Here is a 24,181-nt window from a genome sequence, read left to right on the forward strand (position 1 = left end):
CCTTGTGTAAGTGGGGGAGCTTATTATTTTTTATTCAACGCGAATTCTCAGATAACATAATCCGGGTATCGGCGATGGTTTCGGCGAAGTGTTTGCCGAATAATCCCGCCGGGGTCTGGAAGCCTGGAAGGCATTCTCCCGCTAGCACTCTGCGCCCGGCTTCCGCTGCTGCCAGCGCGGTGAAGCTATATCCATTCAATGTATCCAGCAACATACGCAGGGTATCGCCATCTGCATTGACGACTTCCGCAACCGCCTGATAACGGCTGGCTTCACGTTCCTGAGCTGTCGGACCATCGGGCAGATCAGACAAATCGCCCTGCGGAAACCCTTCGCCGGAAACATATACGAAAGTCTCGATATCAGGTATCTTCGTTGCTTTCCAGATGGTAATGACATCGGGAAGCGTTACGGGAAAACAGGCTTGCGGCCCTTTACCAAAATCAAAATTTCTCAGCTCGGTTGACTCCCGTTTTATCAGATGACCACTGCGGCGCAGCAGACAGTCGGTGGACATATTCTCAGTAGCACTTACCGCAGAGCCACGCGACATCGTTCCGGTGACATGCAGTGCCAGCGATATACGGACCGGATTTTTGATCCGCGCGGTGGCGTGAGCCGCCAGGCATCCCAACATTGCTACGCTTCCGCCACAGCCAGGCAGCAACATCACACCTGCCGCTGCGGCGGTTTCATCGAAGATTTCAGCAAGCTGGTAACTGTCCAGTTCGGCGGCCACATCAAGGTAATGGACCTTCTGGCGGATTGCCGCACTGATTAGCGGGCGCGCGGTATACAAAAACGGACCGGCGCAATTTATGAGTACATCAATATCCTCAAGAGCAGCATCAATAGTGTCAGGATCATCCAGACTGAAAGCCCGGAAAGCGACCTTCAGTTCTGATGCTATCGATGCCAGTTTTTCCCGATCGCGCCCGGCAATGATTATTGTCAGACCTGCTTCCAGCGCGTGACGTGCAATCATCGCCCCGGTATAGCCTGACGCACCGTAAATCATGAGTTTTTTCATAAAGTTATTGCATTTTAAAAGGTAATGAGAGTTGGCATTGCCAGGGTTACACCCCAGATCTTACCTTGCAGCATCATGCTTTCAGTGCCCGTGCTGCCAGCTTTTATAGACAAACTCCAGACTATATCCATCCGGGTCTCTCACCTGGGCGGCGTAATAGCACGGGTCATAGTGCAGCTGAGCACCAGGCGGATGGATCCCTGCTGCGCCTGCCGCAATTGCCTCTGCATAAGCCTGAATGACCATAGTTTCGGAGTCTGCCACAAAGCCAACATGAACGGCCTGCGGATAAGGTGTTCCCGGTCTGAGCCAGAAAAACACCCGGCCATTGGCACCAAACCCCTTGAGGTCAGGATGGCCTGATGGGCCATTGCTGCCGTCATAATCGTGACGGTTAGTGATGCCGAGAAGGGGCAGAACACGCTCATAAAAATCGATTGAGCGCTCAGTATCGCTTACGGTAATAAAGATATGATCCAGCATACAAGCTCCGCGATTAGATGATATAACCACCCGCGACTTCTACCGTCTGGGCATTAATCCAGCCATTGTCGGCTGACAGTAAACTGGCGATGACGCGGGCAACGTCGGCAGGCTCACCAATTCGGCCAAGGGCTGTTTGCCCAGCCAGCAATGCTTCGAATTCATCACTTAAACCGCCACCCAGCTCAGTACGAATTGGACCGGGTGACACGGCATTGACCCGGATCTTCCTTTCACCAAACTCTTTCGCCATATAGCGCGTCAATACCTCAAGGCCACCTTTAAATGTTGCATACGGCGCTACACCGGCGGTTGCCACACGGGTGGTGGCGCTGGTGAGATTAACAATTGCAGCATTCGGTTGTAGAAGTGGTAGCAGCGTCTGGGTAAGGAAGAAAGGCCCTTTCAAATGGACGTTCATTAAGCTGTCGAACTGCGCTTCAGTGACTGTCTCTATGGGATTATAAAGACCATATCCTGCATTGTTGACCAACCCGTGAAGTGCTCTGGCTCCCCAGTGTGATTCCATTGCGTCTTCGAGATTTGAACGAAACTGACTAAAACTATTGGCATCTTCTACGTTTAGCTGCAACGCTAACGCATGTCCCCCGTCGGCCTGAATACGCTCAACCACCTGGCTGGCGGCTTCCGGCTTGCTGTTCCAGGTAAGGATAACGCCAAATCCACGACGCGCACACTCAATCGCCGTGCTGGCCCCAATGCCGCGGCTTCCGCCGGTAATCAGAACATGCTCCATAAAAACTCCTGACAGAAATAATAACCTATTCAAGGTTACGCATTGCGTCGGCCCCTGACTCCTGTAATCCTCTCTGATATTTGCCTAATCCTGCTTTAATCTTGTTGTCGATCCCATGCCGTGTTATTTAAACAGGATGGAAAAAAAATTAGCTGAACTGCGCCTGTTGGCTTCAAAAGCCGGGAATAAAATCACCGAAACCGCTATACCGCGTGTCGCGATGGTACAGGGGGAAATTCCTGAGCACCGGCTTACAGCTGTCTATGAGCCGATGATTAATCTAATACTCACGGGCTTCAAGAGCATGACGGTGGGAGATAAAACCTGGCAATACAATCCTGCCACTTACTTTGTGATGTCGGTGGATCTGCCCGCAGTCGGCAAAGTCTTTGCCGATGAGCGAACCGGGGCGCCCTATCTTGCGGTGAGTCTGACACCGAAGCCTGAGATTATTGCTGAATTACTGGATGGCATGCCGGGTTCAGATAAAACGCATCTTTATAACGCCGGATTTTCTGTCGCCCCGGTTACGTCCGAATTGCTCGATGCCTGGTTGAGAATGCTGCGACTGCTCAACAAGCCAGAGGAGATCCCTGCTTTAGCACCCGCGTATGAACGAGAGATTTTATTCCGGGTTCTTCAGGGGCCGCAGGGCTGGATGCTGCGTGATATTGCCACGCCAGAATCGCATCTTGCCAGGATCTATAAAGTGATTAACTGGCTGAAACAAAACTATATGCAAGCCGTGCGGGTAGAAGAGCTGGCCGCCATGGCGGCATTAAGCGTTTCAGCATTTCATCGCCACTTTCGGGCGATCACTGCGCTCAGCCCTGTCCAGTACCAAAAACGTTTTCGCCTGATGCAGGCACGGTTGAAGTTAGCCACAACTGGCGACAGCATCACGGCCATAGCACATGCTGTCGGCTACCAAAGCCATACGCAATTCAGTCGGGAATATGAACGTCATTTCGGCCTTTCGCCTTCATCAGATCAGAAAAATATAGTTTGGCTCAGAAACACATAGACCTGCTAGTGTCTGGGAAATTCTATGAAAAGAAAAACATGAGAACTCTACAGCACTCTATATACAAATCAAATCAACTCAATTGCCGGTAATGTCCGCTTCTGGCACAAAACGGCCTATCAGCATTATAAAAATATTCAGATATATATCATTCCTCTGAACATACATAACTAACGGCAGAATCTCACGATTCTGCCGCTTTTTTATTATTTTTCAGGGGGGTAGTAATGAATAATTCTGAAGGTTTGAAGTCGTTTCACTAATCGCTTTATGACCTACCGTAGTGGGTATCGGCTGATTGCGCAGCAGGGCCATTGGTTCCTGCCAGTATCACCGGCGTTAACATTGAAGACGACTAGGGCAGGCATGGAACTTTGAACCGGATGCCGGTGAAGGTCTTAACCGCTATACCCGCAAGCCAGGCATCGTACGGACGTATCCATCTGCTGGCTCAGCATGATTTACCAGCAACATTTAATCTTCCCGAACACTCATTATTACCGCATACGCCAGCCATCGCCGCTGGCGTTTTTTTATTGACGGATACATACCCATGACAACAGCGACAAAAAACAACCTCGCATCTGCTGCTAACGAATCCGAATTTGAACTGACCGTAACGCAGATACCCGACGAACAGAGTATCTGCTTCTGGCCGCAGTACTTTGGCTCTATCCCACAATGGATAACGCTGGAACCCCACATTTTCGCCTGGATGGACCGCTTCTGTGACGAGTACAACAGTGGTATCTGGTCCTTTTACACGCTCAGCAATGGCGGCGCGTTTATGGCCCCTGATGCTGACGTTGACGATAAAAGGCATCTGTTCAACGGCATGAACGGCAATGGTGCGCAAATGAGCGCGGAAGCCGCAGGTATCGCTGTCTGTCTGATTGAATACAGCCATCACGCCTGTCGCACCGAATGTGATGCCATGACTGAGCACTATTACCGCCTGCGGGATTACGCCCTGCAGCACCCTGAATCCAGCGCCATTTTGCGCATTATTGATTAAGGATACCCATGATGGAACAGTCACTTAGCCCACTAAGTCCGATACTTCCACTAACCGCACAACGCACGATAAAACGCGCCTTAACACTGCTTGATCGACACCTGCGCGAAACAGGCGTGGCATTCACCTCTACTCAGGCTGCCCGTGACTGGCTGAAACTGAAAATGGCGGGACTGGAGCGCGAAGAGTTTATGGTGCTGTATCTGAACCAGCAGAACCAGTTGATTTCCCACGAAACCCTGTTTGCCGGTTCTATTAGCAGTACCGAGGTACATCCCCGCGAGGTGGTCAAACGCGCCCTGTACTTCAATGCGGCAGCAGTGTTATTTGCGCACAACCATCCCTACGGTGACATCACACCCAGCCAGGCAGATAAGACCATCACGCAGCGTTTGGTGCAGGCACTTCAGCTCGTTGATATCCGCGTCCCTGACCATCTGATTGTCGGTGGCAGGCAAATCTATTCGTTCGCAGAACACGGTCTGCTGTGAGGTATTACATGAAAATTATAAGTAAACGCCGGGAAATGACGATATATCGCCAGCATCCCGAGTCCCGAATATTTCGCTACTGCACTGGAAAATACCAGTGGCACGGTAGTGTCTTTCATTACACCGGTCTGGCCGTTCCTGACATTCCCGGCGTGCTGGCGATATACGCCGAACGCCGCCAGGACCGCAACGGACCTTATACCTGTCTGATGAGTATCACCCTGAACTGACAATAAAGAGGTTATAAATGAGCAACACTAGATGGGGCCTGCAGCGGGATTTCACGCCGCGCCTGGGAGCACGTCTGGTGCAGGAGGGCAACCGGCTGCACTATCTGGATGACCGGGCCAGTATCACCGGTAAGTTTAGTAACGCCGAATGTCTTAAGCTGGATGCGGCATTTCCGCATTTTATCAGTCAGATGGAATCGATGCTGACCACTGGTGAAATGAATCCTCGCCATGCCCACTGCGTCACCCTTTACCACAACGGTTTTATCTGCGAAGCCGACACCCTTGGCAGTTGCGGCTACGTATACATCGCAGTTTATCCCACTCAAAGCTAACTAATTTCACGAGAGCAAGCATGAAAACTCTATCTGCTAAAATTTCGCAGGCATCGAAGCCCTGTCTGTCGCCCGTGGCTGTCTGGCAAATGTTACTGACACGTCTGCTGGAACAGCACTATGGCCTGACACTGAGCGACACGCCGTTCAGTGATGAAACTGTTATTAAGGAACATATTGATGCAAGGATCACCCTGGCCGATGCAGTCAACTTTCTGGTGGATAAGTACGAACTAGTTCGTATCGACCGAAAGGGATTTTCATGGCAAGAGCAGACCCCGTATATTTCCGTAGTAGATATTCTGCGAGCAAGGCGCTCTACCGGCTTGCTAAAAACTAACGTGAAATAAACGCTTAAATTTAGAGCAAACTAAGGGAAATTAAAATGCTAATCACACAGACGAAGAGACTTCTACTCTGCCCTCCCCTCCCCTGCAAAAAACCTGATATTTTCTTTTAGGACCAACAATGGGACCAAAATGAAAATTGAACTGAAGATTATAATCTATTTAACAACAAGTTACATAACAAATTCAGACTCCGCCAGCCCACCAAAATTCTTCGAAGATGATTCCAGAGTCATCCGTAGAAGTCGAAAGCCCGCATGGCGCAAGCCTGCGGGCTTTTTTGTTATCTAAGATGCCAGCTTTAACTAACTACGGACGCCGTTTTTCTATCGCACCAGGGATGATTGCGACGGTCGATATTAAAACCGGGGAGAAAACGATTGTCGATTACCTGATAAAACCCTTTAACCGTGCCAAAGAGGCGCTGCGGGAGCGGTAGAGAAGTATGTGGTGCCAGTCACTATGCTGCCAGTTATTCGCTGGCAGCATAGTGGCTCATCGCTTAAAAGCGGTAACCTACGCCAACGTTAAACCCGTTGATGGAACGATCGCCGTCGATATCGATATTTGTTCCTTCATAGCCCACATTAACGCTTAAATTCTCAACTGGGTTAATAATGACACCAGCGCCATAAGCGAATGAGGTAGATTTCTCGCTAAGGCTTTCACGACCGACGTAGCCGTCGCCCGCATTACGCCAGGTGGTATGGGCATCAACTTTAGTACGGGCAACACCCCCTAAAGCATACAACGACACGTATTCATTAATACGGTACGCGGGGCCAGCCAGCAGAGAATAATATTTCGCTTCAATATCATTATGGACTGCATCACCATAATAATAGTAATCCTGCTTTTCATCGCCTTTCATATAGGTGAATGAACCCAGCACGCTGAATGGCGAATCAAATTCATACCGGTACTGAGCATTTACGCCGCGAATATTTTTGAAACCCTCTACTTTACCTTGAGCATAACCCAATGATACTGAATGGTTATCTGCCATCACCATGCCGCTTGCCAGGCTGCCTGCAAGCATTACGACCAGAGAGATTTTTTTCACTTTTTATCCTTTATATATTGTCAGAAATTATCCTGATCCCGCTTCACATTCAGTAAATGACAATATTACTTACTGAATGAAGCTTATTGTTACTTTTATGTGAAGGGGTTGAAATACAGATTAATCTCAAAGGAGGATATATAGCAGGATCGTCCCAACGAAATATAGTAGGAAAATTATTTTATCCTACTTAAGCTCAGCAATAACCTGCTGTTGAGTAACCATATCCGTCACGATAACCTCTTTCTCATTTACCGGGGTCAGCATCACAGAACGAATCAGGCGTATTTCATGGCCGTCACGCAACTGGCTATTTTCAAAGCTCACCACGATCGATTTATTCCGCCAGTGGCCGATATCAAAACCGCCTGCGGCAATAAACTCCCGAATATCATTTTTATCGTTGAACGTATGGCCCGGAAGGATAAGCAGGCGATCGTTGAGAAATACTTCGTAGTACTGGCGTTTATTGTCGGGTAAAAAGATATCTACGACGTGATCGATTCGCCAGTGGTAAACCGTATTTTCATAGACCACGGTACGTTCAACCCGATGATTTTTACAGCCTGAAAGCATGGACAGAAGCAGGCAACCGACCAGTGTAATGGTTTTACGTAACGACATGAGGCTCCCCGGGCGTGAAAAGTTTATCGTAGCAGATGTTAGCCGTTCGTCCCTCCCTGCTTCTGGTAGCGTCAGGCGGACGCTCAGGCGTTAATCTGCGCAAATGTTATAAATCTGTAACACACGTTTTCTAGTATGGCCTGCAACTTTTGTCCCTCTGGCAAACTGACAGGAAGCCGCGATGAGCAGACCATTACACTCCGTATTCAAAAAAGAACACTGCGAAGATATCAGTAACCCCAGCGCTAACCCGGTATTCTCCGAGGTGGCGGATGTCTTCCTTTCCCGCCGTCGCTTTTTACAGGCGGGCGCAATCGCAGGTGCTGCCGTCTCCTTCCCGACGCTGATGCGCACGGAAAGCGCCTTCGCCGCGCTGACCCGCCCTTCCCCGCTGGCAAAAGCCGTCGCGTTGGGATTTACCAGTATTCCGCTCTCGACAGACGATACCGTGATCGTGCCGGAAGGCTATATTGCGCGCCCATTCTACCGCTGGGGTGACGCGGTGGGCCTGAAGGGTAACCTGCCTGAATTTAAAATGGACGGCAGCAATACCACGGAAGAGCAGGCCGCGCAGGCCGGGATGCACCATGACGGCATGGCCTGGTTTAGCCTGCCGCAGGGCGAAGATAATCCGTCGCATGGCCTGCTGGCGATGAACCATGAATATATTGATAACGGGATGCTGTTCAAAGACGGCGTTGCCAACTGGCGTCACGAAAAAGCCCTCAAGGGGCAGAATGCGATGGGCGTGTCGGTAATTGAAGTGAAAAAGAGCGGTAACGACTGGCAGGTCGTGCGCCCTTCAACGTATGCGCGACGGATCACCGTTAACACGCCGATGCAGCTTACCGGCCCGGCGCGTCAGCAGGATCTGATGAAAACCGCCGCCGATCCGCAGGGTGAACTGGTGCTGGGCACCATGCAGAACTGCGCGAACGGGTTTACGCCGTGGGGCACTTATCTCACCTGCGAAGAAAACTGGTCCGATATTTTCGTGAAGAAGGCAGAACGTAATGCGCTGGAGAAGCGCTACGGCATTAGCGACACCGACGCTTCCTACCGCTGGAATGAAGTGGACGATCGTTTTAACGTCGATAAAACGCCAAACGAGCCGAATCGCTTTGGCTGGGTGGTGGAGATCGACCCTTACAATCCCTCCTCCACCCCGCGTAAGCATACCGCGCTGGGGCGCTTCAAACATGAGGGCGCGGCGGTAACGCTGGCGTCGGATAACCGTGTGGTTGTCTATATGGGCGACGATCAGAAATTCGAATACATCTATAAATTTATTTCGGATAAAAAATACGATTCAGCGAACCGCGAGGCGGGAATGCAGTTGCTGGAGTCGGGCACATTGTACGTGGCTAAATTCAACGACGACGGCAGCGGCGACTGGCTGCCGCTGGTCTTCGGTGAGAACGGACTGGATAAGAGCAACGGCTTTGAAAATCAGGGCGATCTGCTGATCAAAACTCGTCTGGCGGCGGATACGGTCGGCGCAACCAAAATGGACAGGCCGGAGTGGATTGCCGTGGATCCGCACAGCACGGGCAGCGTCTATTGCACGCTGACCAATAACAGCGATCGCGGTATGGAGGGCAAAGCGCCCACCGATGCTGCAAACCCACGCGCCGCCAATCTGTTTGGTCATATCATGCACTGGAATGAAGAAAACGGCGATCCGGCGGCCACACGCTTTAAATGGGATATCCTGGTGCTGGCAGGACGCACGGATAATAAGGATGCCAAAGCCAAAGGATCGATGCAGGGCGCGGAGTTCGGCAGCCCGGACGGCTTGTCATTCGACCATCGCGGCGTGTTGTGGATCCAGACCGACGTCTCTTCCAGCACCATCAACCAGAAAGATTATGCCGGAATGGGCAATAACCAGATGGTCGCCACCATTCCCGGCACCAATGAATATCGTCGATTCCTCACCGGACCGCGCGGCTGCGAGATCACCGGGATTGCCTTTACGCCGGATAACCGCACGCTGTTTATCAATATTCAGCATCCCGGAGAAGGCGGTGACGATGTGACCGATCCGGCCAATCCTCGCGCGGTGTCTAACTGGCCGGATGCCAATCCGAATGGGCGTCCGCGCTCGTCAACAGTGGTGATTACCAAAGCCGATGGCGGAATGATCGGCCTGTAAATCTTCATCACGCCCTGGGCATCCTGTTCTGATAGCCGCCCGGGGCGTTTACCTGTTGCACTGCCAGATATCCTCCTGCCCGTAGCTTTTTCCCTCCTGCTAACGAAATGACATTTACCGTTTACATTGCAAATTGTTATGTTATAACATTGCAATTCGTAAACAACGGTATGGTATCACGTCTGGTATGAATAGCGATGCAGTAGAGCTGGTAAATCTGACGCTGGGCTATAACGGCTTTTCGGTAATACACAACGTCTCCGGCTCGGTACGCAAAGGGTCGCTTACCGCAGTGGTTGGTCCTAACGGATCGGGTAAATCAACGCTGCTTAAAGGGATCGCGGGCATTTTGCCGCCGTCTGACGGCGAATGCATTATTCATCACCCGACGCGAATCGCTTATTTGCCGCAGCTATCGGAGCTGGACCGCAGCTTTCCGGCCTGCGTGCGGGATATCGTTTCGCTCGGCTTGTGGCCCGAGCGAGGCCCGTTTCGCCGTCATCGCCAGCAGGATCGTCAACGCCTCTCGGACGCGCTGGCACAGGTTGGAATGATCGGTTTTGAAAATCAGCCGCTTGCGATGTTATCCGGCGGCCAGCTTCAGCGGGCGCTCTTCGCCCGCGTCATTCTTCAGGATGCGGATCTTATTCTGCTTGATGAACCCTTCAACGCCATTGATGTGAAGACAACGCGCGACATGCTGGCGCTGATCAAACGCTGGCACGCCCAGTCACGCACCGTGGTGGTGGTGATCCACGATATGAGCCTGGTTCGCGAGCACTTTCCAGAGACCCTGATGATAAACGGCAGGGTTATGGCCTGGGGCGAGACGCTGGCGGTACTTAAGCAAGGCACAGATGATGACCACGCAGATAAGAGAGCGAATTGAATGACGGGATGGCTTTATGAATGGTTTGTTGCTCCCTTTACCGCATTCGGCTTTATGCGCAATGCGCTTTATGGCTCCGTGCTGCTTTCATTAAGCGCCTGCCCGGTGGGCGTATTTTTAACCCTGCGCCGTATGAGCCTGATGGGTGACGCCATGTCTCACGCCATTCTTCCCGGTGCGGCGATGGGTTTTCTGCTGTATGGCCTGGATATTTTGCCGATGACCCTCGGCGGTCTTCTCGCGGGCCTGCTGGTGGTGCTTAGTGCTGGCGCGGTCTCGCGTTTAACCATCCAAAAAGAAGATGCCTCAATGGCCGCTTTTTATTTGATTGCGCTGGCGCTTGGCGTGCTGATTATCTCATTGCGGGGATCCAGCGTTGATTTAATGCACGTGCTTTTCGGCACCGTTCTGGCGTTAAACCACGATGCGCTGCTGTTAATTTCCGCGGTGGCGTTTGCGACGCTACTCCTCTTTTTTATCTTCTGGCGGGTAATTATTGCCGAATGCCTTGACCCCTTGTTTCTGCGTTCCGTTTCAGGCTTAGGATCGCCGGTGCATTTTATTTTCCTGGCGCTGGTGGTGTTAAACCTGGTGGCGGGTTTTCAGGCCCTGGGGACGTTATTGTCGGTAGGGATAATGATATTACCCGCAGTGACCGCCCGCTTTTGGGCAAAGCGCGTCGCGTCCATGTGCATTCTGTCAGCGTTACTGGGAATACTCTCCTGCCTGGCTGGCCTGCTGCTCTCGTTTCATTTTTCCCTGCCCTCCGGGCCGGCAATTATATTGTCGGGAGGCGTTTTTTATCTTTTTTCAGCGATGAGCATCATGCTGCGCAAGCACTAAATGAATTCCACCCCTTATTTCATTAGTCATGATTGAAAATAAAAGGAGAAATTGCCAATGAAAAAGGCAAAAAAAGTATCATTTTATCAGTATGTCCCGCTGTTATTTCTGCTATTAACCTCGTGGCAGGTCAGCGCAAAAATTAACGTTATTGCCAGCTTTTCGATTATTGGCGATATGGCGAAAAATATCGGTCAGGATCGTATTACATTGCGTACCATTGTGGGTCCAAACGGCGATGCACATGTGTACGAACCGTCTCCGGCCGACGCGATTGCGATGGCTAAAGCCGATGTTATTTTGATTAACGGTTTACAGTTTGAAGGCTTTATAAAGAGATTGATCGCGGCAAGCGAAACATCCGCGCCGGTAACAGAGACCACGAAGGATGCGCATATCATTCGCGATCCGGCAGGCGGTCATTATCATTTTTATGAGGGCAAGGCGGTTTTTCACGCCGCACCTTTTGATCCACACGCCTGGCAATCCATCGCCAATGCCAAAATTTATGTGAAAAACATTGCCGATGCCTTTTGCGCCGCAGATCGATCCGGCTGCACGTTTTATCAGGACAACGCCCGCGCCTATACCAGTAAGCTGAACGCACTACAGCAAAAAATAAAGACAACGATGGCCGCCATTCCCGAGGACAAACGCACCGTGGTCGTGGGACATAATGCGTTCCGCTATTTTGAAGAAGATTATGGTATTCACTTCCTTTCACCACAGGGGATCTCGACCGAGGCGGAAGCCTCCGCCGCTGACGTTGCCGGTATTTTAAAAGAGATTAAGCGAAATAAAGCATCGGCAGTATTTGCAGAGAATATTTCCAACCCTCGTCTGGTGGCACAAATTGCGGCTGAAGCCGGTCTTAGCGTCGCCGGAACGCTGTATTCCGATGCCTTATCCGATCCCGCCGGTCCCGCCTCCACCTATCTCGCCATGATGGAGCATAACGTTACAACCCTTACCACCGCCGTGAATAACGGAAAACCACGCCGGTAATTATTCGCCCGCATAACTGACATACTGGAGATCATTATGAAAAAACGTTTATTAGCAGCGTCTGTTTCGGCGCTGATGGCCGGCCTCGCAGGAATGCCTGCGCACGCCGATGAAGAGGTCAACGCCTGGCGGTTATTCGTTGCCGATCACGATAAGCCGGTAGTGACGGTCATTGACGCGCTGAACAGCAGTAAAATGGCGACCTTTCCGGTTAAAGGACCGGCAAATTTAGCCCGCAGCGAAAGCGGCGCCACCGTATTCGCAATCCAGGGCAGCGCGGGCGAAGTCTCCGTGATATCGTCCGGCATTGCGTTTCACGATCATGGCGACCATGCGGATATTGATGTTGATCCTCCGCGGCTGCTGGAGTTGACCTTAACCGGTAAAAAACCGGGCCATTTTGTTGAGCGTCAGGGGAAAGTCGCCCAGTGGTTCGACGGTGAAGACAACGCGGAAATCTTAAGTGAAAAAGCGGTACTGGCCGGTAAGAAAGAGATTATCCGGGTTAACGTCGTTGCGCCTCATCATGGCGTCGCGGTGCCTTACGATCGCTATGCGGTTGTTTCTATTCCCAATCCTGAAGATGCCGCAAAACGGCCGATTGGCGCGCGCGTCGTCGGTCTTGACGGGAAAAAAGTGGGTGAGGATGCTCCGTGCCCGGGCCTGCATGGCTCAGCCGGTTCGGGCGATATTTTTGCCCTCTCCTGCGAAACGGGACTTCTGCTGATTTCCCAGAAAGATGATGTGCCGGTCATTAAACATCTTCCTTATGCCGCTTCCCTCCCGGAAGGTAGCACCTCAACATTGATTGGCGGCAAAGGGCTGCAGTATTTTATCGGTAATTACGGGCCGGACCGTATTATCCTGGTCGACCCGACCGAAACCGATAGCTTCCGTCTGATACAGCTGCCCACCCGCCGGGTTCATTTTGTCGTTGACCCGGTACGTTCGAAATTTGCTTACGTCTTTACCGAGGATGGAAAACTGCATCAGATCGACGTCTTAAAAGGCGAGATTAGCAAGTCAGTTACGTTAACCGAACCGTATTCCATGGACGGTCACTGGAACGATCCGCGCCCGCGTATTGCCGTTGCGGACAAACAGATTTTCGTCACCGACCCGCTGAAAAGCAAAATAGACGTGGTGGATGTCGACAGCTTTAAAAAGACGGGCGAAATTAACGTTGCCGGTCAGCCGTTTAATATCGTTGCCGTTGGCGGCTCCGGCATGGTCCACGGTCATAACCATGACCATCACAATTCACAGGAAAAATAATCTTATCTTCTCAGGCCTGCGTTCCCGGCAGGTCTGCTCCTTTTTACTTTGCTGATATTCGCTTTCAATTTGCCACTGGAATTGTTTTTAATGAAAACTAACCTGATAACACTCTTGCTCACCGCGCTTTTAAGTACTCATGCGCTCGCCTTCAGCATTGATTATCGTCACGAAGTGCAGGACCGGGCAGAAAATACGCATAAAGACCGACTATTACTTTCTCACCGTTTTGCTAATGGCTTTGGGCTGTCATCGGAGGTGAAATGGAAAACGGGCGACACTGATGCTGAAAATAATAAAATCTATCATGAAAATACCAGCGACGGTTTTGAGGTGACGCCCAGCTACCTGTATGGCTTTAACAAGATCTATTCTCTCGAAGGCGGTCTGAATATTGTTTCCGACAGCGGTTACACAAACTATCGCCCCTATATTAAAAGCATTATCAATATTGCAGAAGATGTAAACTGGTCATTGCGTTATCGCCCGTTTTATAAACGCTATAGCGCAAACAGGAATACTGAAAAAGAGACCTCGGAGAACGGCGTGACCATTACCTCCGTACTGGGGTATCGCTTCCTGAGCCAGTGGGGTCTGGATTACGAACTGGAATACCATAAAACCAACACCGCCTTCTTTGCGCCGGTCGCTAATAATAAAAGCTATCAATGGTCGCACGATCTTAAACTGGCGTATTCGGTTGATAAAAACTGGAAGCCTTACGTCGCCATCGGTAACGTCTCCGGCAGTAAATACACTGATGAACGCCAGACGCGCTATCGTGTTGGGGTCACGTATAACTTTTAAGGCGTAACGGGCGGCTGACGCCGCCCGAATTATTGCGCAGCCGGATAATGAAGCGTCGCGAACGCCGGAAACTGTTCCGCCGTTTTTCCCAGCAGTCGCTGTGGCGAAAAGTCGCTCAGCAACGGGGAGCGCGTATCATGGATAATTTCGTCGGCACACAGGCGGCCCAGCAGGGGTGCAAGAGTCATTCCGCTGTGGGTTACCATTAAATAAACGCGGCGCAGAGAAGAGATATAGCCCAGCCCCGGCAAGCCGTCAGCCGGTCGGGAGCGTTGCCCGACGGCAATATTGTCGATACGGGCCGATGTCATATTGTCAAACAAACGCCGCAGCCGCCTGAGCATTTCTTCCCCGATAAATCCGTCAACCGCCGCCGGGCTGGCGGGGTTAGCATACTCATCCAGATCAGGTGCCTGAAGCAGCAGTCGCCCGCCGCCTTCAGGCCGAACGTTAAGTTCGGGGGTGATCAAGTTTGACTGAAGCTGGGTCAATACCGGCTTAGTGGTAGCAAGAAACCCGCAGGCGATTTTATTCGGCTGGTTTGCATCTATCATCGCCAGCGGTTGACCCAGTCTGGCAATCAGTTCTGGCGACCAGCGCCCCGTGGCGATGACAACGCTGTCACCCTTCCATACGCTGCCGTCCGCCAGCTTTAACGTTGCCCCCGCGCTATTTTCCCGCACGTCTGAAACGTCGCTGTCGGTTTGCAGAGTGACCTTATGGGCACGCAGTTCTGCAACCAGTCCCGCCATAAATACGGACGGCACTAATAAACATTCATGAGGGAAGTACCACATCTTGCCGGCACCGGCAGCAATACGAATTTCAGGCACGGCGCGTTTTAGCGCTTCCGGCGTAACGGACTGCACCGGATAGCTCAGCGCCATCAATTTGTTAACCCGGGCATTCAACCGTTCTTCCGCCGCCGTTCCGCCAGCCCACTCGAAAGTGCCCGTTTGTAATAGCCAGCGTCCCTGGGCGGTATTTTCCTGCTGAAGACGCACGTGTTCATCAATCGCCAGCGCATTCAGGCGATGATAGCTTTGCGGATTTTTACCGTTAGCGTTAATCCAGGCGAAGGTCGTGCTGCTTGTTCCGGCACCTGGCTGGCTGCGCTCAAAAACCGTGACGTTCGCTCCCTGTCGGGCAAGCGAGCGGGCAACGGAAAGACCCAGTACGCCAGCGCCGATCACGGCGATATTTTTTACGGTCATTGTTCCTCCCGTAAGGATATCAGTGTTCCGCATCCGGCCGCGTGTCGGATGCGTCGCTCAGCTCATTCAGCACAATCTGCTTCGCGCTGGCAGTTTCCAGCTTATCGCCATAATCAGCCGACAAATCTGGCAGGCTGGTAAACTGGCCGTCAAGAAACAGAAAGTCGATTTTACCGGCAATATCATCCAGCGCTTCCCGCTCCGTATTTATCCCCTCGCCTTGCTCTTTGTTGCCATCCAGGAGCCAGGAAATTCCGCCCTCTTCCGTCTGGTACCCGCCGATATCAATAATATGGCCGTCAATATTTTGCGCCAGAATGCGCTGCTCACACAGATAAATAAAATAGGGCATACGGTCCTGTTTATTATTCGCGGCCATTGTCGTGTTCCTCATCGTGATAAACGTTTAAGTCAGGGGTAAGTATAGGCGGCCTCAGGCGGAATGCGGTTCAGACACCCGCGCCATCGTTATTGATCTTCAAACCACGGCGCGACCGGATCAGGGTAGTGTCGCCATTTTGCGGGGCCTTCTGCCATCTCCTCATCGGTCAGTAACGCCGTATTCAGGCTGGCGGTGAGAGAGGCTTTATTCATATCCATGCCAATAAACACCAGTTCCTGACGGGCATCGCCAACGCCTTCCAGCCAGTTTTCGCGGATATACGCCAGTGACGCCTCATCCGTCGGCCATTGATCCCTCGGCACGCTGGCCCACCACATACCGCCCAGCCCTTCACGTGCCACGCCGCCAGCCTGCGACCACGATCCGGCGAACTCCGCACGACTCGCCAGCCAGAAATAGCCTTTTGAACGCACGACACCGGTCAGCGCATTTTCCATCACCTGCCAGAATCTTGCCGGATGAAAAGGCCGTCTGGCGCGGAAGACAAAGCTGGTGATCCCGTACTCTTCTGTTTCCGGCGTATGCTCGCCACGCAGTTCTTTTAGCCAGCCGGGCGCTTCTGCCGCTTTATCAAAATCGAACAGCCCCGTATCCAGTACCTGCTCCAGCGGAACCTGACCAAACCGGGCAGTGATAATTTTCGCCCGTGAATTGAGCGAACGGAGGATGGCGGTTAATTTTTCTCGTTGGGCATCATTAATGAGATCGGTTTTGTTCAGCACCAGCACATCGCAAAATTCAATCTGATCGATAAGCAAATCGACCACGCTACGGCGATCGTTTTCGCCCAGCGATTCCCCGCGCGCACCGATACTGTCCACCGATTCATAATCGTTGAGAAAATTAAAGGCATCCACCACGGTAACCATCGTATCCAGCCGGGCGACGCTGGAAAGACTTTGCCCGTCGTCACCGGCAAAGGTAAAAGTTTCCGCCACCGGCAACGGTTCAGAAATCCCCGTGGATTCAATGACCAGATGATCGAAACGGCCCTCTTTCGCCAGCCGATTCACCTCCAGCAGTAAATCTTCCCGCAGCGTGCAGCAGATACAGCCATTGCTCATTTCTACCAGCTTTTCATCCGTGCGGGAAAGCTCAGCGCCGCCGTCTCTGACCAGCGCTGCGTCTATATTTACCTCAGACATATCATTGACGATCACCGCTACACGCTTACCTTCGCGGTTATTGAGAATATGGTTAAGTAGCGTTGTCTTACCGGCCCCCAAAAAACCAGAAAGTACGGTGACGGGCAGTCTCCGTTGATTACCGCTCCCTGCTGTAAGAGTTGACATGTTTACCCCCTTTTCTTTCAATACATGAACATCCGATTAATTATTGTTATGTTATAACATAACAATGATCAGTGCCAGTATTGTTACTCAGGCCAGTCAAAGCAGGTAAAAGCCCGCACTACGGTAGATTCGTAAACGGCATGTAAATATGCGCTGGTAATTGTAAAGAGTAATAATTATCATTGCCATTCTCAAATAGTCAGCTTCTTCCCCTTATGCAACGCGAACGTTGCACCACCCCAAAATAAAAGAAGCGGCATTATCCTTTCTGACAGGAACCAGGTATGTCTTTTGATAGCAAGGAAACCGGCGCGTCCGGTATTACCGTTTCATTACTGGCGTTGGCTATTCACGCCATTGTTGCCCCTTCCCTTGCCCACGCTGAGGAAGTAAAAACACCTGAACAAGAGATGGTCGTCGAAGGGTCGACCGATTCAGCAAACAGCGACACCGAACACGACTACAACGTTCCCACCACCCAGGCGGGGACAAAAATGACGTTGACGCCGCGCGACGTTCCGCAGTCATTTAGCGTTATCACTCAGCAACGTATTGAAGATCAGGACCTGCAATCCATCGGCGAGGTACTGGACAACACGACCGGCATTTCATCGCAAATTGTCGATAGCGAGCGATCCTCGTACTTCTCGCGTGGTTTTGAAATCAGTAACTACACCTACGATGATATCCCGACCTCCGTCAGCGACGTCTGGAACTATGGTGATGCCGCGTCTGACACCGCCATCTACGACCGCATCGAGGTTGTACGCGGTGCAACGGGCCTGATGACCGGCGCGGGCAGCCCGGCGGCATCAGTCAATATGATCCGCAAACATGCAGACAGCAAAACCTTTACCGGCAACGTCAATGCCAGTTACGGAAGCTGGAATAAGCAGCGCTACGTGGCGGACGTCTCTGGTCCGCTGAATGAGATGGGTTCAGTGCGTGGACGTATTGTCGCAGGCTATCAGGATCAGGACGGCTGGCTGGACCGCTATCATAAAAGCAAAAAATTTCTTTACGGGGTGGTGGATGCGGATGTATCCGACAATACCACGTTGTCGCTGGGCTACGACTATCAGGAGAGCAATACTGGCAATCCGACCTGGGGCGGGTTACCGACATGGTACAGTAATGGCGTGCGTACCCATTACGATCGCAGCACTAACACCTCGGCGGACTGGGCGCGCTACAGCCTGGATTCGCGTAAAGTCTTCGCTAACGCCACACATAACTTTGATAATGGCTGGTCGCTGCGCGTGAATGGCACCCATGCGGAGGAGAATTTCAATGACAAGTTGCTCTACGTCATGGGTTCCCCGGATATGATCACCGGCGAAGGCACCAGCGGTTTCGGCAGTAAAGATAAAGGTAAGCGCAAGCTGGATTCAGTAGATACCTATGCGACTGGCCCATTCTCCCTGCTCGGACGCCAGCATGAACTGGTCGCCGGGGTAAGCTATAGTCGCCAGCATAACGCCACTTACAGTGCTGATGGTCCAGTCGATAGTGAACAGATGGGCCGTTTTAACAATAGCTGGAACGGCGATGTTATCGACCCTGAATGGGGCGACTGGTATCTCAATGCCGACGATGTGGTGCGGCAGAAATCTGCCTACTCCGCCGCGCGCTTCTCGCTGGCCGACCCGCTTTCCTTGATCCTCGGGGCGCGCTATACACAATGGAGCACCAACGGCAGTAGCGGAGATATGAGCAAGACCAATATCACACCGTATGGCGGGCTGGTCTATGACATTAACGATATCTGGTCGGCCTATGCCAGCTACACCTCAATATTCCAGCCACAAACCAAACGTGACAGCAGCGGCAAATATCTTTCACCCGTCACCGGGAAAAGCTACGAAACCGGGCTGAAATCCGACTGGCTAAATGGCCGCCTGACGGCGACTTTTGCGGTGTTCCGCATTGAGCAGGATAATGTCGGTCAGGCGATTGATGGATCGTTTGTTAATGGCGGCAGCGAGCAGGCGTATTACCCGGCAAAAGGGGCAACCAGCAAAGGGGCTGAGTTCGAACTGAATGGCGCGGTGACCGACAATCTGCAAATGACCTTCGGCGCGACGCGCTATGTCGCACGCGACACGTCAGGCCGCTTTAACAGCAATATGCCGCAGACCACGTTCAAGCTGTTCACCCGCTATCAGTTGCCGATGCTGCCGGATGTCACCATCGGCGGCGGGGCGAACTGGCAAAACGGGGTATATAAAGATGCGACCGCGCCGGACGGCGAAACGAAGCGCGTATCACAGGGCAGTTTCCCGCTGGTTAATCTGTTTGCCCGCTACCAGATGACGAAACAACTGGCGGTACAGGCTAACGTTGAAAACCTGTTTGATCGCAGCTATTACACCTGGCTGGGTGATTCGGAAGTGTATGGCGAACCGCTGAACTACTCGGTGAATTTGTCTTATACGTTCTGACGACAGATCCCCGGCAGTGGCCGGGGAGAACGTTATTGACGTTCGGCTTTACGCGATAGTCGTCCGGAGGCGTTTATTCAGGGGGAGTTCGCAGGCGTTTTGCCGGGTGGCGCTGCGCTTACCCGGCCTACAAAGTGAACAATGTCAGCCAATAATGCTTTTACCCAGCCTCGCAAAAATACCGCGCCGCCGGGCAAATTTCCACGTACCACGCAAAATCGTAGGCCCGTGCAAGCGTAGCGCCGCCGGGCATAGTCAGGCAACGGTACTTACTCAGGGATACGCAATACCTGACCGGGATAGATTTTCTCCGGGCTTTTCAGCATCGGCTTATTCGCCTCAAAAATCTTATTGTACTTATTAGCGTCGCCATAAACCTGTTTTGAAATAGCGCTCAGGGTATCGCCAGATTTGACGGTATAAAACTGGCTCTCTTTAGCCGGCGCATCAGTTTTAACCTGGTCGTCCACGCTGGAAATACCCGCGATATTACCCACCGCTACCAGCAGTTTCTCTTTGGCCTCCTGGCTCAGAGCAATACCGGAGACCACGGCTGCGCCGTCAGTCACCTGTACGTTAACTTTATCCGCGTCAGGAATACCGGTTTTACTCAGGTGGTCCTGAACTTTTTTTGCCTGATCGTCATGATGACCGGATACCGCATCCCAAAGCTTCTCGCCAGCATCTTTTACAAAGTTAAACAGTCCCATTTTTACCTCGTTATATGCAGTGAAGATATCAAAAGTGTAGCAGAAAATAACCATCCTACATTCTGCAACGTTTATGAATAAACAGTTGTGACTAAAAGTTATAGTGATGGTAGTTAAATAAATTCATCAGTTAATTCTGATAAATAATATTTTCAGGAGTATAAAATTTAACCGATTAATACATTGCAGCAGAGGATGTCTCTGCTGCAAAATTTGTATTGCTATTTCTCTAAATGACTGACGCGCACCAGAGGAGGATCCTGTTTTTTATCCAGACTACCGCTCACGGTAAGCAGATGATCCGGTTTAACCTCGCGATCGTCAAAGACGCTCGGCGGAATTTGTACGGTAATTTCACCGGTTTTATCGCGGAACAGGAAACGGTCATCACCGGTCTTTTTCACCAGGTTACCCCGAAATGATACTGATGCGCCATCGTGCATCGCCTTCGCTTTTTCGATGGTCGAAATACGCGCATCCTCAACCCCACGATACCCGTCATCCATTGCATGCGGCGGCGGTGGAGCATCACCCGGTTTCAGCCCACCTTTTTCTTCAGCATGAGCGCCAATACTTAGCAATGAGCCAAGAAGAATGAAAAGTGCTTTCTTATTCATCTGAGCCTCTCCGGTTATTTGAGTCAGGTATTAAGCATGGCAGTCATCTTTCATTCCTGCAAATTCGCAGGTTATCGCCGCCAGCGTCATGGTTAAACGAAGCGGCAATCCTGGCTTATTTCTCTGCCTCTGTGGGAATTTTGGCTATATTACTTGGTAGCTTAGTTATTAATGAAAATTAACCGGTAACAATGAAGGTCGTAATGAATAATTCCACAAGCCCGTCTGCCACTGAACAACACGATCTTGCTTCGCTCTCCATTGAACAACTTACAGACCGTCTGGGTAGCGTCCTTACGCAAAAGAATTTACGCCTGACAACCGCTGAGTCCTGTACCGGTGGGCAAATCGCCACCACGCTCTGCGCGGCAAAAGACACACCTGATTTTTACGGCTGCGGATTTGTCACCTTTACCGATGAGGCAAAGATTACGTTACTTCACGTTAATTCCCGGACGCTGGCGGAACATACCGCTGTCAGCTATCAGGCTGTGGAAGAGATGGCGCTGGGGGCAAGGGAAGTCTCGGGTGAACCCCTTTCCGTTGCGGTCAGCGGCTATGCCGGTCCGGATGATGGACCGGACGGTACGCCCGCCGGCTTTATCTGGTTTGCCTGGTCAGTGCTTGATCGGCCAGTAATAAGCGAGTCGCGGCAGTTCAGCGGTGAACCCAAAGAGGTCATTAACCAGGCGGTAAATGTTGCTCTCGCCCGCGTGCTGCAATTGCTGCAAGCCTCAGAGTAAGCCCCTGAGGCTGCCCATTAATTGCGCGTTTGCACCCAGAAAGCGTGAATGAGTCCAGGAATATAACCCAGCAGCGTCAGAATAATATTCAGCAGAAACGCCCAGCCGAAGCCTTTACCAATAAGTACTCCCAACGGGGGAAGAATGATCGTAATCACTACGCGCCAAAAACCCATAAAAAACTCCCTATAAAAAAGCAGGCCATTGTATAAAAAGAGATTTTATCTCTAAGCGTAAACAGTGTAGTCAACAGCGAAGGTTGCGCCCTGCCTTTTTACCCTCTTTTACCTTCCTGACGTTACTATGCTAATGTTTTGACCAATGAACCACACCTCACAGGAGAGTAAGTATGTTCTCAACGGGCGATATCGTGCAGCCGCGCATTGGCGGCCCAAAATTAAAAATCATTGAAGTTAATGCTGACCAGATTGTTGCCGTCCCGGCAAACGATGAGCAGGGCAATAAAGTAACGCTCAAGGCCGCTGACGTGGTGCTCTACACCGAAGATGGCGATTTTGGTGTTTGCTGATCGCATGCGGTGAGGCTAAACCTCGCCGCAACACGGAACTGCATTTCCATTCACTTTAATCGCATAACCAGCAATTGTTATTTTCAGCATTATCTCCTGCCAAACGCGTTTTTATCCTGTAAAAAATGCTTTACTTCCCGCTCAAGGATTTTGATCCCGATACTCTGCTAAAAATGTGAAGCGGCGCAAATTGTTTGAAATGCATTAAAACAGCCCATGTACTTAACTCTTTGATTTAAAGCCAATAAACTCACACCAACAACGAAAATAACGAAACGCGCAAAAAACAGCCAACCACAAAGCAAATTATCCATAAAAAAGAAATAAATAAAAATATTTCACTAGTTGTGCGTTTATAACCAGCCATATAATCTATACACATCGAATGAACCGGCGATTCCCGCTGATAATCACACTTTCCCTTTTCTTCAGGAGCACAATGATGTTCTCTGCGCAGTCCCGCCTGCGTCATGCGATGGCTGACACGTTTGCAATGGTGGTCTACTGTTCCATTGTCAATATGCTGATCGAGATATTCCTCTCCGGAATGACGTTTGAGCAGTCGCTTTCTTCGCGGCTGGTGGCAATCCCGGTTAACATTATTATTGCGTGGCCTTACGGGTTTTATCGTGATGCCATTATGCGCACGGCGCGCCGCATTAGCCCGGCGGGATGGATTAAGAATCTGGCGGATGTAGTGGCTTATGTGACATTCCAGTCACCGGTCTATATTGCGATTTTGCTGACCGTGGGCGCAGGCTGGCCGCAAATCGTCGCGGCCGTCAGCTCGAATATTGTGATTTCTATGGTGATGGGGGCGGTTTATGGCTACTTTCTGGACTACTGCCGCCGTCTGTTTCGCGTCACGGCATGCCAGCAGGCGAAAGCCTGAGGGAACAGCATTAACCCGGCTGATACTCGCCGAATACGCCTTTAACAAAACGCTCAAGCGCCATCCGTGAACTAAAGCCGTGAGGGATACCGTAATGCTCCTCACGGTGTCCTCCCAGATAAAGCGGGAAGTGCTGATAGTGATCGCAGGTTTTTATATCCGAGGCCGGATCCGCAAGCGTCATGCAACGTTCTTTCAGGGTCGGATGGACAATCAGCGCCGTTCTTCCCATCCGCGCTTCGCGATTGACATACACGTAGTCCTCACCACGCTGATAACCATAGGTTTTCTGCGTTACCACATCCATTGTAAATCCCATTCTTTCAAGAACGCGCGCCACCTCATCGGGTCGTAAATACATATTTTATCCTCGTTATCTTTTACTGCATCGCCACCTTACCGTATTCAGCATTAGCCCCGCTTTCAGAAAAGTCCATAAAAGAGTTTTTAGCGCTGCGTTTAATCTCCGGGCCAAAAAAGGTGGTCTACACTTAAAAACACATCGAAATCAATGGAGGATCCCATGTTTAATCGACCGAACCGTAACGATGTAGATGATGGCGTTCAGGATATCCAGAATGACGTTAATCAATTAGCGGATAGCCTTGAGTCCGTATTAAAGTCCTGGGGCAGTGATGCCAAAGGCGAAGCAGAAGAAGCGCGTCGTAAAGCGAAAGCGCTGTTAAAAGAAACGCGTGCACGTGCCAATGGCCGTACCCGTGTGGGTCAGGCAACGCGTGATGCTGTAGGTTGCGCAGGAACGTTTCTGCGTGAAAAACCCTGGTGCAGCGTCGGTACTGCCGCCGCCGTCGGGATTTTCTTTGGCGCGCTGCTGAGCCTGCGTCGCCGCTAATTACCCCTTTTTTAACAGAACCCCTGCAGGTCCCTCCTGCGGGGGTTTTCTTTTTCATGCCCCTTCCGCTCCACGTCAGCAACAGCGCGCCCTGCCACGCTACGTTCATCAGCC

At 51.3% G+C, this 24,181-nt stretch carries 29 protein-coding genes and 2 pseudogenes; 19 read left to right on the plus strand and 12 right to left on the minus strand.

Features of this window, described 5'->3' with window-relative positions:
• Positions 1 to 34: 34 nt before the first annotated feature.
• From ACMGGS_RS00295 to ACMGGS_RS00305, 3 genes are all read right to left on the minus strand, one after another.
• The gene (locus ACMGGS_RS00295; protein WP_414164567.1) at positions 35 to 1,030 is read right to left on the minus strand and encodes a saccharopine dehydrogenase family protein; all 996 of its coding nucleotides are present in this window, start codon (positions 1,028 to 1,030) and stop codon (positions 35 to 37) included.
• 81 nt (positions 1,031 to 1,111) lie between these two features.
• Positions 1,112 to 1,513 (minus strand): VOC family protein, encoded by a 402-nt coding sequence (locus ACMGGS_RS00300; protein WP_144812394.1) that lies wholly within the window; start codon positions 1,511 to 1,513, stop codon positions 1,112 to 1,114.
• A gap of 13 nt (positions 1,514 to 1,526) precedes the next feature.
• Positions 1,527 to 2,270 (minus strand): SDR family NAD(P)-dependent oxidoreductase, encoded by a 744-nt coding sequence (locus ACMGGS_RS00305; protein WP_144812391.1) that lies wholly within the window; start codon positions 2,268 to 2,270, stop codon positions 1,527 to 1,529.
• A gap of 136 nt (positions 2,271 to 2,406) precedes the next feature.
• Between ACMGGS_RS00305 and ACMGGS_RS00310 the strand changes: the two genes are divergently transcribed.
• The 8 genes and pseudogenes from ACMGGS_RS00310 to ACMGGS_RS00345 form a co-directional block, all read left to right on the plus strand.
• Complete coding sequence (locus ACMGGS_RS00310; protein ID WP_144812388.1) at positions 2,407 to 3,294, plus strand: AraC family transcriptional regulator; 888 nt, start codon at positions 2,407 to 2,409, stop codon at positions 3,292 to 3,294.
• Between the two features lie 367 nt (positions 3,295 to 3,661).
• Positions 3,662 to 3,754, plus strand: a pseudogene (locus tag ACMGGS_RS00315) (DUF905 family protein); the annotation flags it as partial.
• A 93-nt stretch (positions 3,755 to 3,847) separates the two neighbouring features.
• Positions 3,848 to 4,309, plus strand: coding sequence for an antirestriction protein (locus ACMGGS_RS00320; RefSeq protein ID WP_414164568.1), 462 nt, complete (start codon positions 3,848 to 3,850; stop codon positions 4,307 to 4,309).
• A gap of 8 nt (positions 4,310 to 4,317) precedes the next feature.
• Positions 4,318 to 4,800 (plus strand): JAB domain-containing protein, encoded by a 483-nt coding sequence (locus ACMGGS_RS00325; RefSeq protein WP_414164569.1) that lies wholly within the window; start codon positions 4,318 to 4,320, stop codon positions 4,798 to 4,800.
• A gap of 8 nt (positions 4,801 to 4,808) precedes the next feature.
• Positions 4,809 to 5,030: a DUF987 domain-containing protein gene (locus ACMGGS_RS00330; protein ID WP_343178701.1), complete on the plus strand. Its 222-nt coding sequence runs from the start codon at positions 4,809 to 4,811 to the stop codon at positions 5,028 to 5,030.
• A gap of 17 nt (positions 5,031 to 5,047) precedes the next feature.
• Positions 5,048 to 5,365 carry a type IV toxin-antitoxin system YeeU family antitoxin gene (locus tag ACMGGS_RS00335; RefSeq protein ID WP_343178702.1) on the plus strand — a complete coding sequence of 106 codons (318 nt, stop codon included), beginning with the start codon at positions 5,048 to 5,050 and terminating at the stop codon, positions 5,363 to 5,365.
• 20 nt (positions 5,366 to 5,385) lie between these two features.
• Positions 5,386 to 5,715, plus strand: a complete 330-nt coding sequence (locus ACMGGS_RS00340; protein ID WP_343178703.1) for a TA system toxin CbtA family protein — start codon at positions 5,386 to 5,388, stop codon at positions 5,713 to 5,715.
• Between the two features lie 304 nt (positions 5,716 to 6,019).
• Positions 6,020 to 6,151: pseudogene (locus ACMGGS_RS00345) on the plus strand (secretion protein HlyD); the annotation flags it as partial.
• Positions 6,152 to 6,214: 63 nt separating this feature from the next.
• Here ACMGGS_RS00345 and ACMGGS_RS00350 read toward each other — a convergent pair.
• Both ACMGGS_RS00350 and ACMGGS_RS00355 read right to left on the minus strand, forming a co-directional pair.
• Positions 6,215 to 6,775, minus strand: coding sequence for an Ail/Lom family outer membrane beta-barrel protein (locus ACMGGS_RS00350; protein ID WP_194208118.1), 561 nt, complete (start codon positions 6,773 to 6,775; stop codon positions 6,215 to 6,217).
• A 186-nt stretch (positions 6,776 to 6,961) separates the two neighbouring features.
• Complete coding sequence (locus tag ACMGGS_RS00355) at positions 6,962 to 7,399, minus strand: hypothetical protein (RefSeq protein WP_414164570.1); 438 nt, start codon at positions 7,397 to 7,399, stop codon at positions 6,962 to 6,964.
• Positions 7,400 to 7,580: 181 nt separating this feature from the next.
• Between ACMGGS_RS00355 and ACMGGS_RS00360 the strand changes: the two genes are divergently transcribed.
• The 6 genes from ACMGGS_RS00360 to ACMGGS_RS00385 all read left to right on the plus strand — a co-directional run bounded on the left by ACMGGS_RS00360 (position 7,581) and on the right by ACMGGS_RS00385 (position 14,373).
• Positions 7,581 to 9,554 carry a PhoX family protein gene (locus ACMGGS_RS00360; RefSeq protein WP_414164571.1) on the plus strand — a complete coding sequence of 658 codons (1,974 nt, stop codon included), beginning with the start codon at positions 7,581 to 7,583 and terminating at the stop codon, positions 9,552 to 9,554.
• A 187-nt stretch (positions 9,555 to 9,741) separates the two neighbouring features.
• The gene (aztA, locus tag ACMGGS_RS00365; protein WP_414164572.1) at positions 9,742 to 10,443 is read left to right on the plus strand and encodes a zinc ABC transporter ATP-binding protein AztA; all 702 of its coding nucleotides are present in this window, start codon (positions 9,742 to 9,744) and stop codon (positions 10,441 to 10,443) included.
• The gene (gene aztB, locus ACMGGS_RS00370; protein ID WP_414164573.1) at positions 10,444 to 11,286 is read left to right on the plus strand and encodes a zinc ABC transporter permease AztB; all 843 of its coding nucleotides are present in this window, start codon (positions 10,444 to 10,446) and stop codon (positions 11,284 to 11,286) included.
• Between the two features lie 57 nt (positions 11,287 to 11,343).
• Positions 11,344 to 12,291 carry a zinc ABC transporter substrate-binding protein AztC gene (aztC, locus tag ACMGGS_RS00375; RefSeq protein WP_414164574.1) on the plus strand — a complete coding sequence of 316 codons (948 nt, stop codon included), beginning with the start codon at positions 11,344 to 11,346 and terminating at the stop codon, positions 12,289 to 12,291.
• Positions 12,292 to 12,327: 36 nt separating this feature from the next.
• On the plus strand, positions 12,328 to 13,566 hold the full coding sequence (gene aztD / locus ACMGGS_RS00380; RefSeq protein ID WP_414164575.1) for a zinc metallochaperone AztD: 1,239 nt from the start codon (positions 12,328 to 12,330) through the stop codon (positions 13,564 to 13,566).
• Positions 13,567 to 13,656: 90 nt separating this feature from the next.
• Positions 13,657 to 14,373, plus strand: a complete 717-nt coding sequence (locus tag ACMGGS_RS00385; protein ID WP_414164576.1) for an oligogalacturonate-specific porin KdgM family protein — start codon at positions 13,657 to 13,659, stop codon at positions 14,371 to 14,373.
• A 29-nt stretch (positions 14,374 to 14,402) separates the two neighbouring features.
• On the opposite strand, the gene ACMGGS_RS00390 is transcribed toward ACMGGS_RS00385, so the two are convergent.
• The 3 genes from ACMGGS_RS00390 to zigA form a co-directional block, all read right to left on the minus strand.
• Positions 14,403 to 15,587, minus strand: a complete 1,185-nt coding sequence (locus ACMGGS_RS00390; protein WP_414164577.1) for an NAD(P)/FAD-dependent oxidoreductase — start codon at positions 15,585 to 15,587, stop codon at positions 14,403 to 14,405.
• A gap of 19 nt (positions 15,588 to 15,606) precedes the next feature.
• The gene (locus tag ACMGGS_RS00395) at positions 15,607 to 15,966 is read right to left on the minus strand and encodes a hypothetical protein (protein ID WP_414164578.1); all 360 of its coding nucleotides are present in this window, start codon (positions 15,964 to 15,966) and stop codon (positions 15,607 to 15,609) included.
• An 89-nt stretch (positions 15,967 to 16,055) separates the two neighbouring features.
• Positions 16,056 to 17,282 (minus strand): zinc metallochaperone GTPase ZigA, encoded by a 1,227-nt coding sequence (gene zigA / locus ACMGGS_RS00400; protein WP_414164579.1) that lies wholly within the window; start codon positions 17,280 to 17,282, stop codon positions 16,056 to 16,058.
• Positions 17,283 to 17,566: 284 nt separating this feature from the next.
• Between zigA and fhuE the strand changes: the two genes are divergently transcribed.
• Positions 17,567 to 19,723 (plus strand): ferric-rhodotorulic acid/ferric-coprogen receptor FhuE, encoded by a 2,157-nt coding sequence (fhuE, locus tag ACMGGS_RS00405; RefSeq protein WP_414164580.1) that lies wholly within the window; start codon positions 17,567 to 17,569, stop codon positions 19,721 to 19,723.
• 269 nt (positions 19,724 to 19,992) lie between these two features.
• On the opposite strand, the gene lysM is transcribed toward fhuE, so the two are convergent.
• Together lysM and ACMGGS_RS00415 are read right to left on the minus strand one after the other, a co-directional pair.
• Entirely contained in the window at positions 19,993 to 20,433 is a 441-nt protein-coding gene (lysM, locus tag ACMGGS_RS00410) for a peptidoglycan-binding protein LysM (protein WP_176919539.1), read from the minus strand.
• A gap of 221 nt (positions 20,434 to 20,654) precedes the next feature.
• Entirely contained in the window at positions 20,655 to 21,050 is a 396-nt protein-coding gene (locus tag ACMGGS_RS00415; protein WP_414164581.1) for a YdeI family stress tolerance OB fold protein, read from the minus strand.
• A gap of 203 nt (positions 21,051 to 21,253) precedes the next feature.
• On the opposite strand from ACMGGS_RS00415, the gene ACMGGS_RS00420 reads away from it, so the two are divergent.
• Positions 21,254 to 21,793 carry a 2-oxo-tetronate isomerase gene (locus tag ACMGGS_RS00420; RefSeq protein WP_414164582.1) on the plus strand — a complete coding sequence of 180 codons (540 nt, stop codon included), beginning with the start codon at positions 21,254 to 21,256 and terminating at the stop codon, positions 21,791 to 21,793.
• A 17-nt stretch (positions 21,794 to 21,810) separates the two neighbouring features.
• Here ACMGGS_RS00420 and ACMGGS_RS00425 read toward each other — a convergent pair whose 3' ends face one another.
• Positions 21,811 to 21,969, minus strand: coding sequence for a YqaE/Pmp3 family membrane protein (locus ACMGGS_RS00425; protein WP_103678479.1), 159 nt, complete (start codon positions 21,967 to 21,969; stop codon positions 21,811 to 21,813).
• Positions 21,970 to 22,142: 173 nt separating this feature from the next.
• On the opposite strand from ACMGGS_RS00425, the gene ACMGGS_RS00430 reads away from it, so the two are divergent.
• Together ACMGGS_RS00430 and alaE are read left to right on the plus strand one after the other, a co-directional pair.
• Positions 22,143 to 22,322: a hypothetical protein gene (locus ACMGGS_RS00430; protein ID WP_414164583.1), complete on the plus strand. Its 180-nt coding sequence runs from the start codon at positions 22,143 to 22,145 to the stop codon at positions 22,320 to 22,322.
• Positions 22,323 to 22,764: 442 nt separating this feature from the next.
• Positions 22,765 to 23,214: an L-alanine exporter AlaE gene (gene alaE / locus ACMGGS_RS00435; RefSeq protein WP_414166173.1), complete on the plus strand. Its 450-nt coding sequence runs from the start codon at positions 22,765 to 22,767 to the stop codon at positions 23,212 to 23,214.
• A gap of 10 nt (positions 23,215 to 23,224) precedes the next feature.
• Here the strand turns inward: alaE and ACMGGS_RS00440 are convergent, their stop codons facing one another.
• Entirely contained in the window at positions 23,225 to 23,575 is a 351-nt protein-coding gene (locus ACMGGS_RS00440) for a DUF2002 family protein (protein WP_176919544.1), read from the minus strand.
• Positions 23,576 to 23,737: 162 nt separating this feature from the next.
• Between ACMGGS_RS00440 and ACMGGS_RS00445 the strand changes: the two genes are divergently transcribed.
• Entirely contained in the window at positions 23,738 to 24,067 is a 330-nt protein-coding gene (locus tag ACMGGS_RS00445; protein WP_276158298.1) for a DUF883 domain-containing protein, read from the plus strand.
• Positions 24,068 to 24,181 lie beyond the last annotated feature (114 nt).

It is taken from the genome of Superficieibacter sp. BNK-5 (assembly GCF_047456055.1).
In the GTDB taxonomy this organism is placed as follows: Bacteria; Pseudomonadota; Gammaproteobacteria; order Enterobacterales; family Enterobacteriaceae; genus Superficieibacter.

What these genes read in the sequence shown, in the direction of transcription:
- aztC (WP_414164574.1), top strand. Translation starts at nt 11,344, where the DNA reads ATGAAAAAGGCAAAAAAAGTATCATTTTATCAGTATGTCCCGCTGTTA.
- ACMGGS_RS00320 (WP_414164568.1), top strand. Translation starts at nt 3,848, where the DNA reads ATGACAACAGCGACAAAAAACAACCTCGCATCTGCTGCTAACGAATCC.
- ACMGGS_RS00360 (WP_414164571.1), top strand. Translation starts at nt 7,581, where the DNA reads ATGAGCAGACCATTACACTCCGTATTCAAAAAAGAACACTGCGAAGAT.
- ACMGGS_RS00415 (WP_414164581.1), bottom strand. Translation starts at nt 21,050, where the DNA reads ATGAATAAGAAAGCACTTTTCATTCTTCTTGGCTCATTGCTAAGTATT.
- ACMGGS_RS00355 (WP_414164570.1), bottom strand. Translation starts at nt 7,399, where the DNA reads ATGTCGTTACGTAAAACCATTACACTGGTCGGTTGCCTGCTTCTGTCC.
- ACMGGS_RS00300 (WP_144812394.1), bottom strand. Translation starts at nt 1,513, where the DNA reads ATGCTGGATCATATCTTTATTACCGTAAGCGATACTGAGCGCTCAATC.
- aztB (WP_414164573.1), top strand. Translation starts at nt 10,444, where the DNA reads ATGACGGGATGGCTTTATGAATGGTTTGTTGCTCCCTTTACCGCATTC.
- aztA (WP_414164572.1), top strand. Translation starts at nt 9,742, where the DNA reads ATGAATAGCGATGCAGTAGAGCTGGTAAATCTGACGCTGGGCTATAAC.
- fhuE (WP_414164580.1), top strand. Translation starts at nt 17,567, where the DNA reads ATGTCTTTTGATAGCAAGGAAACCGGCGCGTCCGGTATTACCGTTTCA.
- alaE (WP_414166173.1), top strand. Translation starts at nt 22,765, where the DNA reads ATGTTCTCTGCGCAGTCCCGCCTGCGTCATGCGATGGCTGACACGTTT.
- ACMGGS_RS00430 (WP_414164583.1), top strand. Translation starts at nt 22,143, where the DNA reads ATGTTCTCAACGGGCGATATCGTGCAGCCGCGCATTGGCGGCCCAAAA.
- ACMGGS_RS00295 (WP_414164567.1), bottom strand. Translation starts at nt 1,030, where the DNA reads ATGAAAAAACTCATGATTTACGGTGCGTCAGGCTATACCGGGGCGATG.
- ACMGGS_RS00335 (WP_343178702.1), top strand. Translation starts at nt 5,048, where the DNA reads ATGAGCAACACTAGATGGGGCCTGCAGCGGGATTTCACGCCGCGCCTG.
- ACMGGS_RS00325 (WP_414164569.1), top strand. Translation starts at nt 4,318, where the DNA reads ATGATGGAACAGTCACTTAGCCCACTAAGTCCGATACTTCCACTAACC.
- zigA (WP_414164579.1), bottom strand. Translation starts at nt 17,282, where the DNA reads ATGTCAACTCTTACAGCAGGGAGCGGTAATCAACGGAGACTGCCCGTC.
- ACMGGS_RS00425 (WP_103678479.1), bottom strand. Translation starts at nt 21,969, where the DNA reads ATGGGTTTTTGGCGCGTAGTGATTACGATCATTCTTCCCCCGTTGGGA.
- lysM (WP_176919539.1), bottom strand. Translation starts at nt 20,433, where the DNA reads ATGGGACTGTTTAACTTTGTAAAAGATGCTGGCGAGAAGCTTTGGGAT.
- ACMGGS_RS00395 (WP_414164578.1), bottom strand. Translation starts at nt 15,966, where the DNA reads ATGGCCGCGAATAATAAACAGGACCGTATGCCCTATTTTATTTATCTG.
- ACMGGS_RS00420 (WP_414164582.1), top strand. Translation starts at nt 21,254, where the DNA reads ATGAATAATTCCACAAGCCCGTCTGCCACTGAACAACACGATCTTGCT.
- ACMGGS_RS00385 (WP_414164576.1), top strand. Translation starts at nt 13,657, where the DNA reads ATGAAAACTAACCTGATAACACTCTTGCTCACCGCGCTTTTAAGTACT.
- ACMGGS_RS00340 (WP_343178703.1), top strand. Translation starts at nt 5,386, where the DNA reads ATGAAAACTCTATCTGCTAAAATTTCGCAGGCATCGAAGCCCTGTCTG.
- ACMGGS_RS00445 (WP_276158298.1), top strand. Translation starts at nt 23,738, where the DNA reads ATGTTTAATCGACCGAACCGTAACGATGTAGATGATGGCGTTCAGGAT.
- ACMGGS_RS00330 (WP_343178701.1), top strand. Translation starts at nt 4,809, where the DNA reads ATGAAAATTATAAGTAAACGCCGGGAAATGACGATATATCGCCAGCAT.
- ACMGGS_RS00310 (WP_144812388.1), top strand. Translation starts at nt 2,407, where the DNA reads ATGGAAAAAAAATTAGCTGAACTGCGCCTGTTGGCTTCAAAAGCCGGG.
- ACMGGS_RS00440 (WP_176919544.1), bottom strand. Translation starts at nt 23,575, where the DNA reads ATGTATTTACGACCCGATGAGGTGGCGCGCGTTCTTGAAAGAATGGGA.
- aztD (WP_414164575.1), top strand. Translation starts at nt 12,328, where the DNA reads ATGAAAAAACGTTTATTAGCAGCGTCTGTTTCGGCGCTGATGGCCGGC.
- ACMGGS_RS00305 (WP_144812391.1), bottom strand. Translation starts at nt 2,270, where the DNA reads ATGGAGCATGTTCTGATTACCGGCGGAAGCCGCGGCATTGGGGCCAGC.
- ACMGGS_RS00390 (WP_414164577.1), bottom strand. Translation starts at nt 15,587, where the DNA reads ATGACCGTAAAAAATATCGCCGTGATCGGCGCTGGCGTACTGGGTCTT.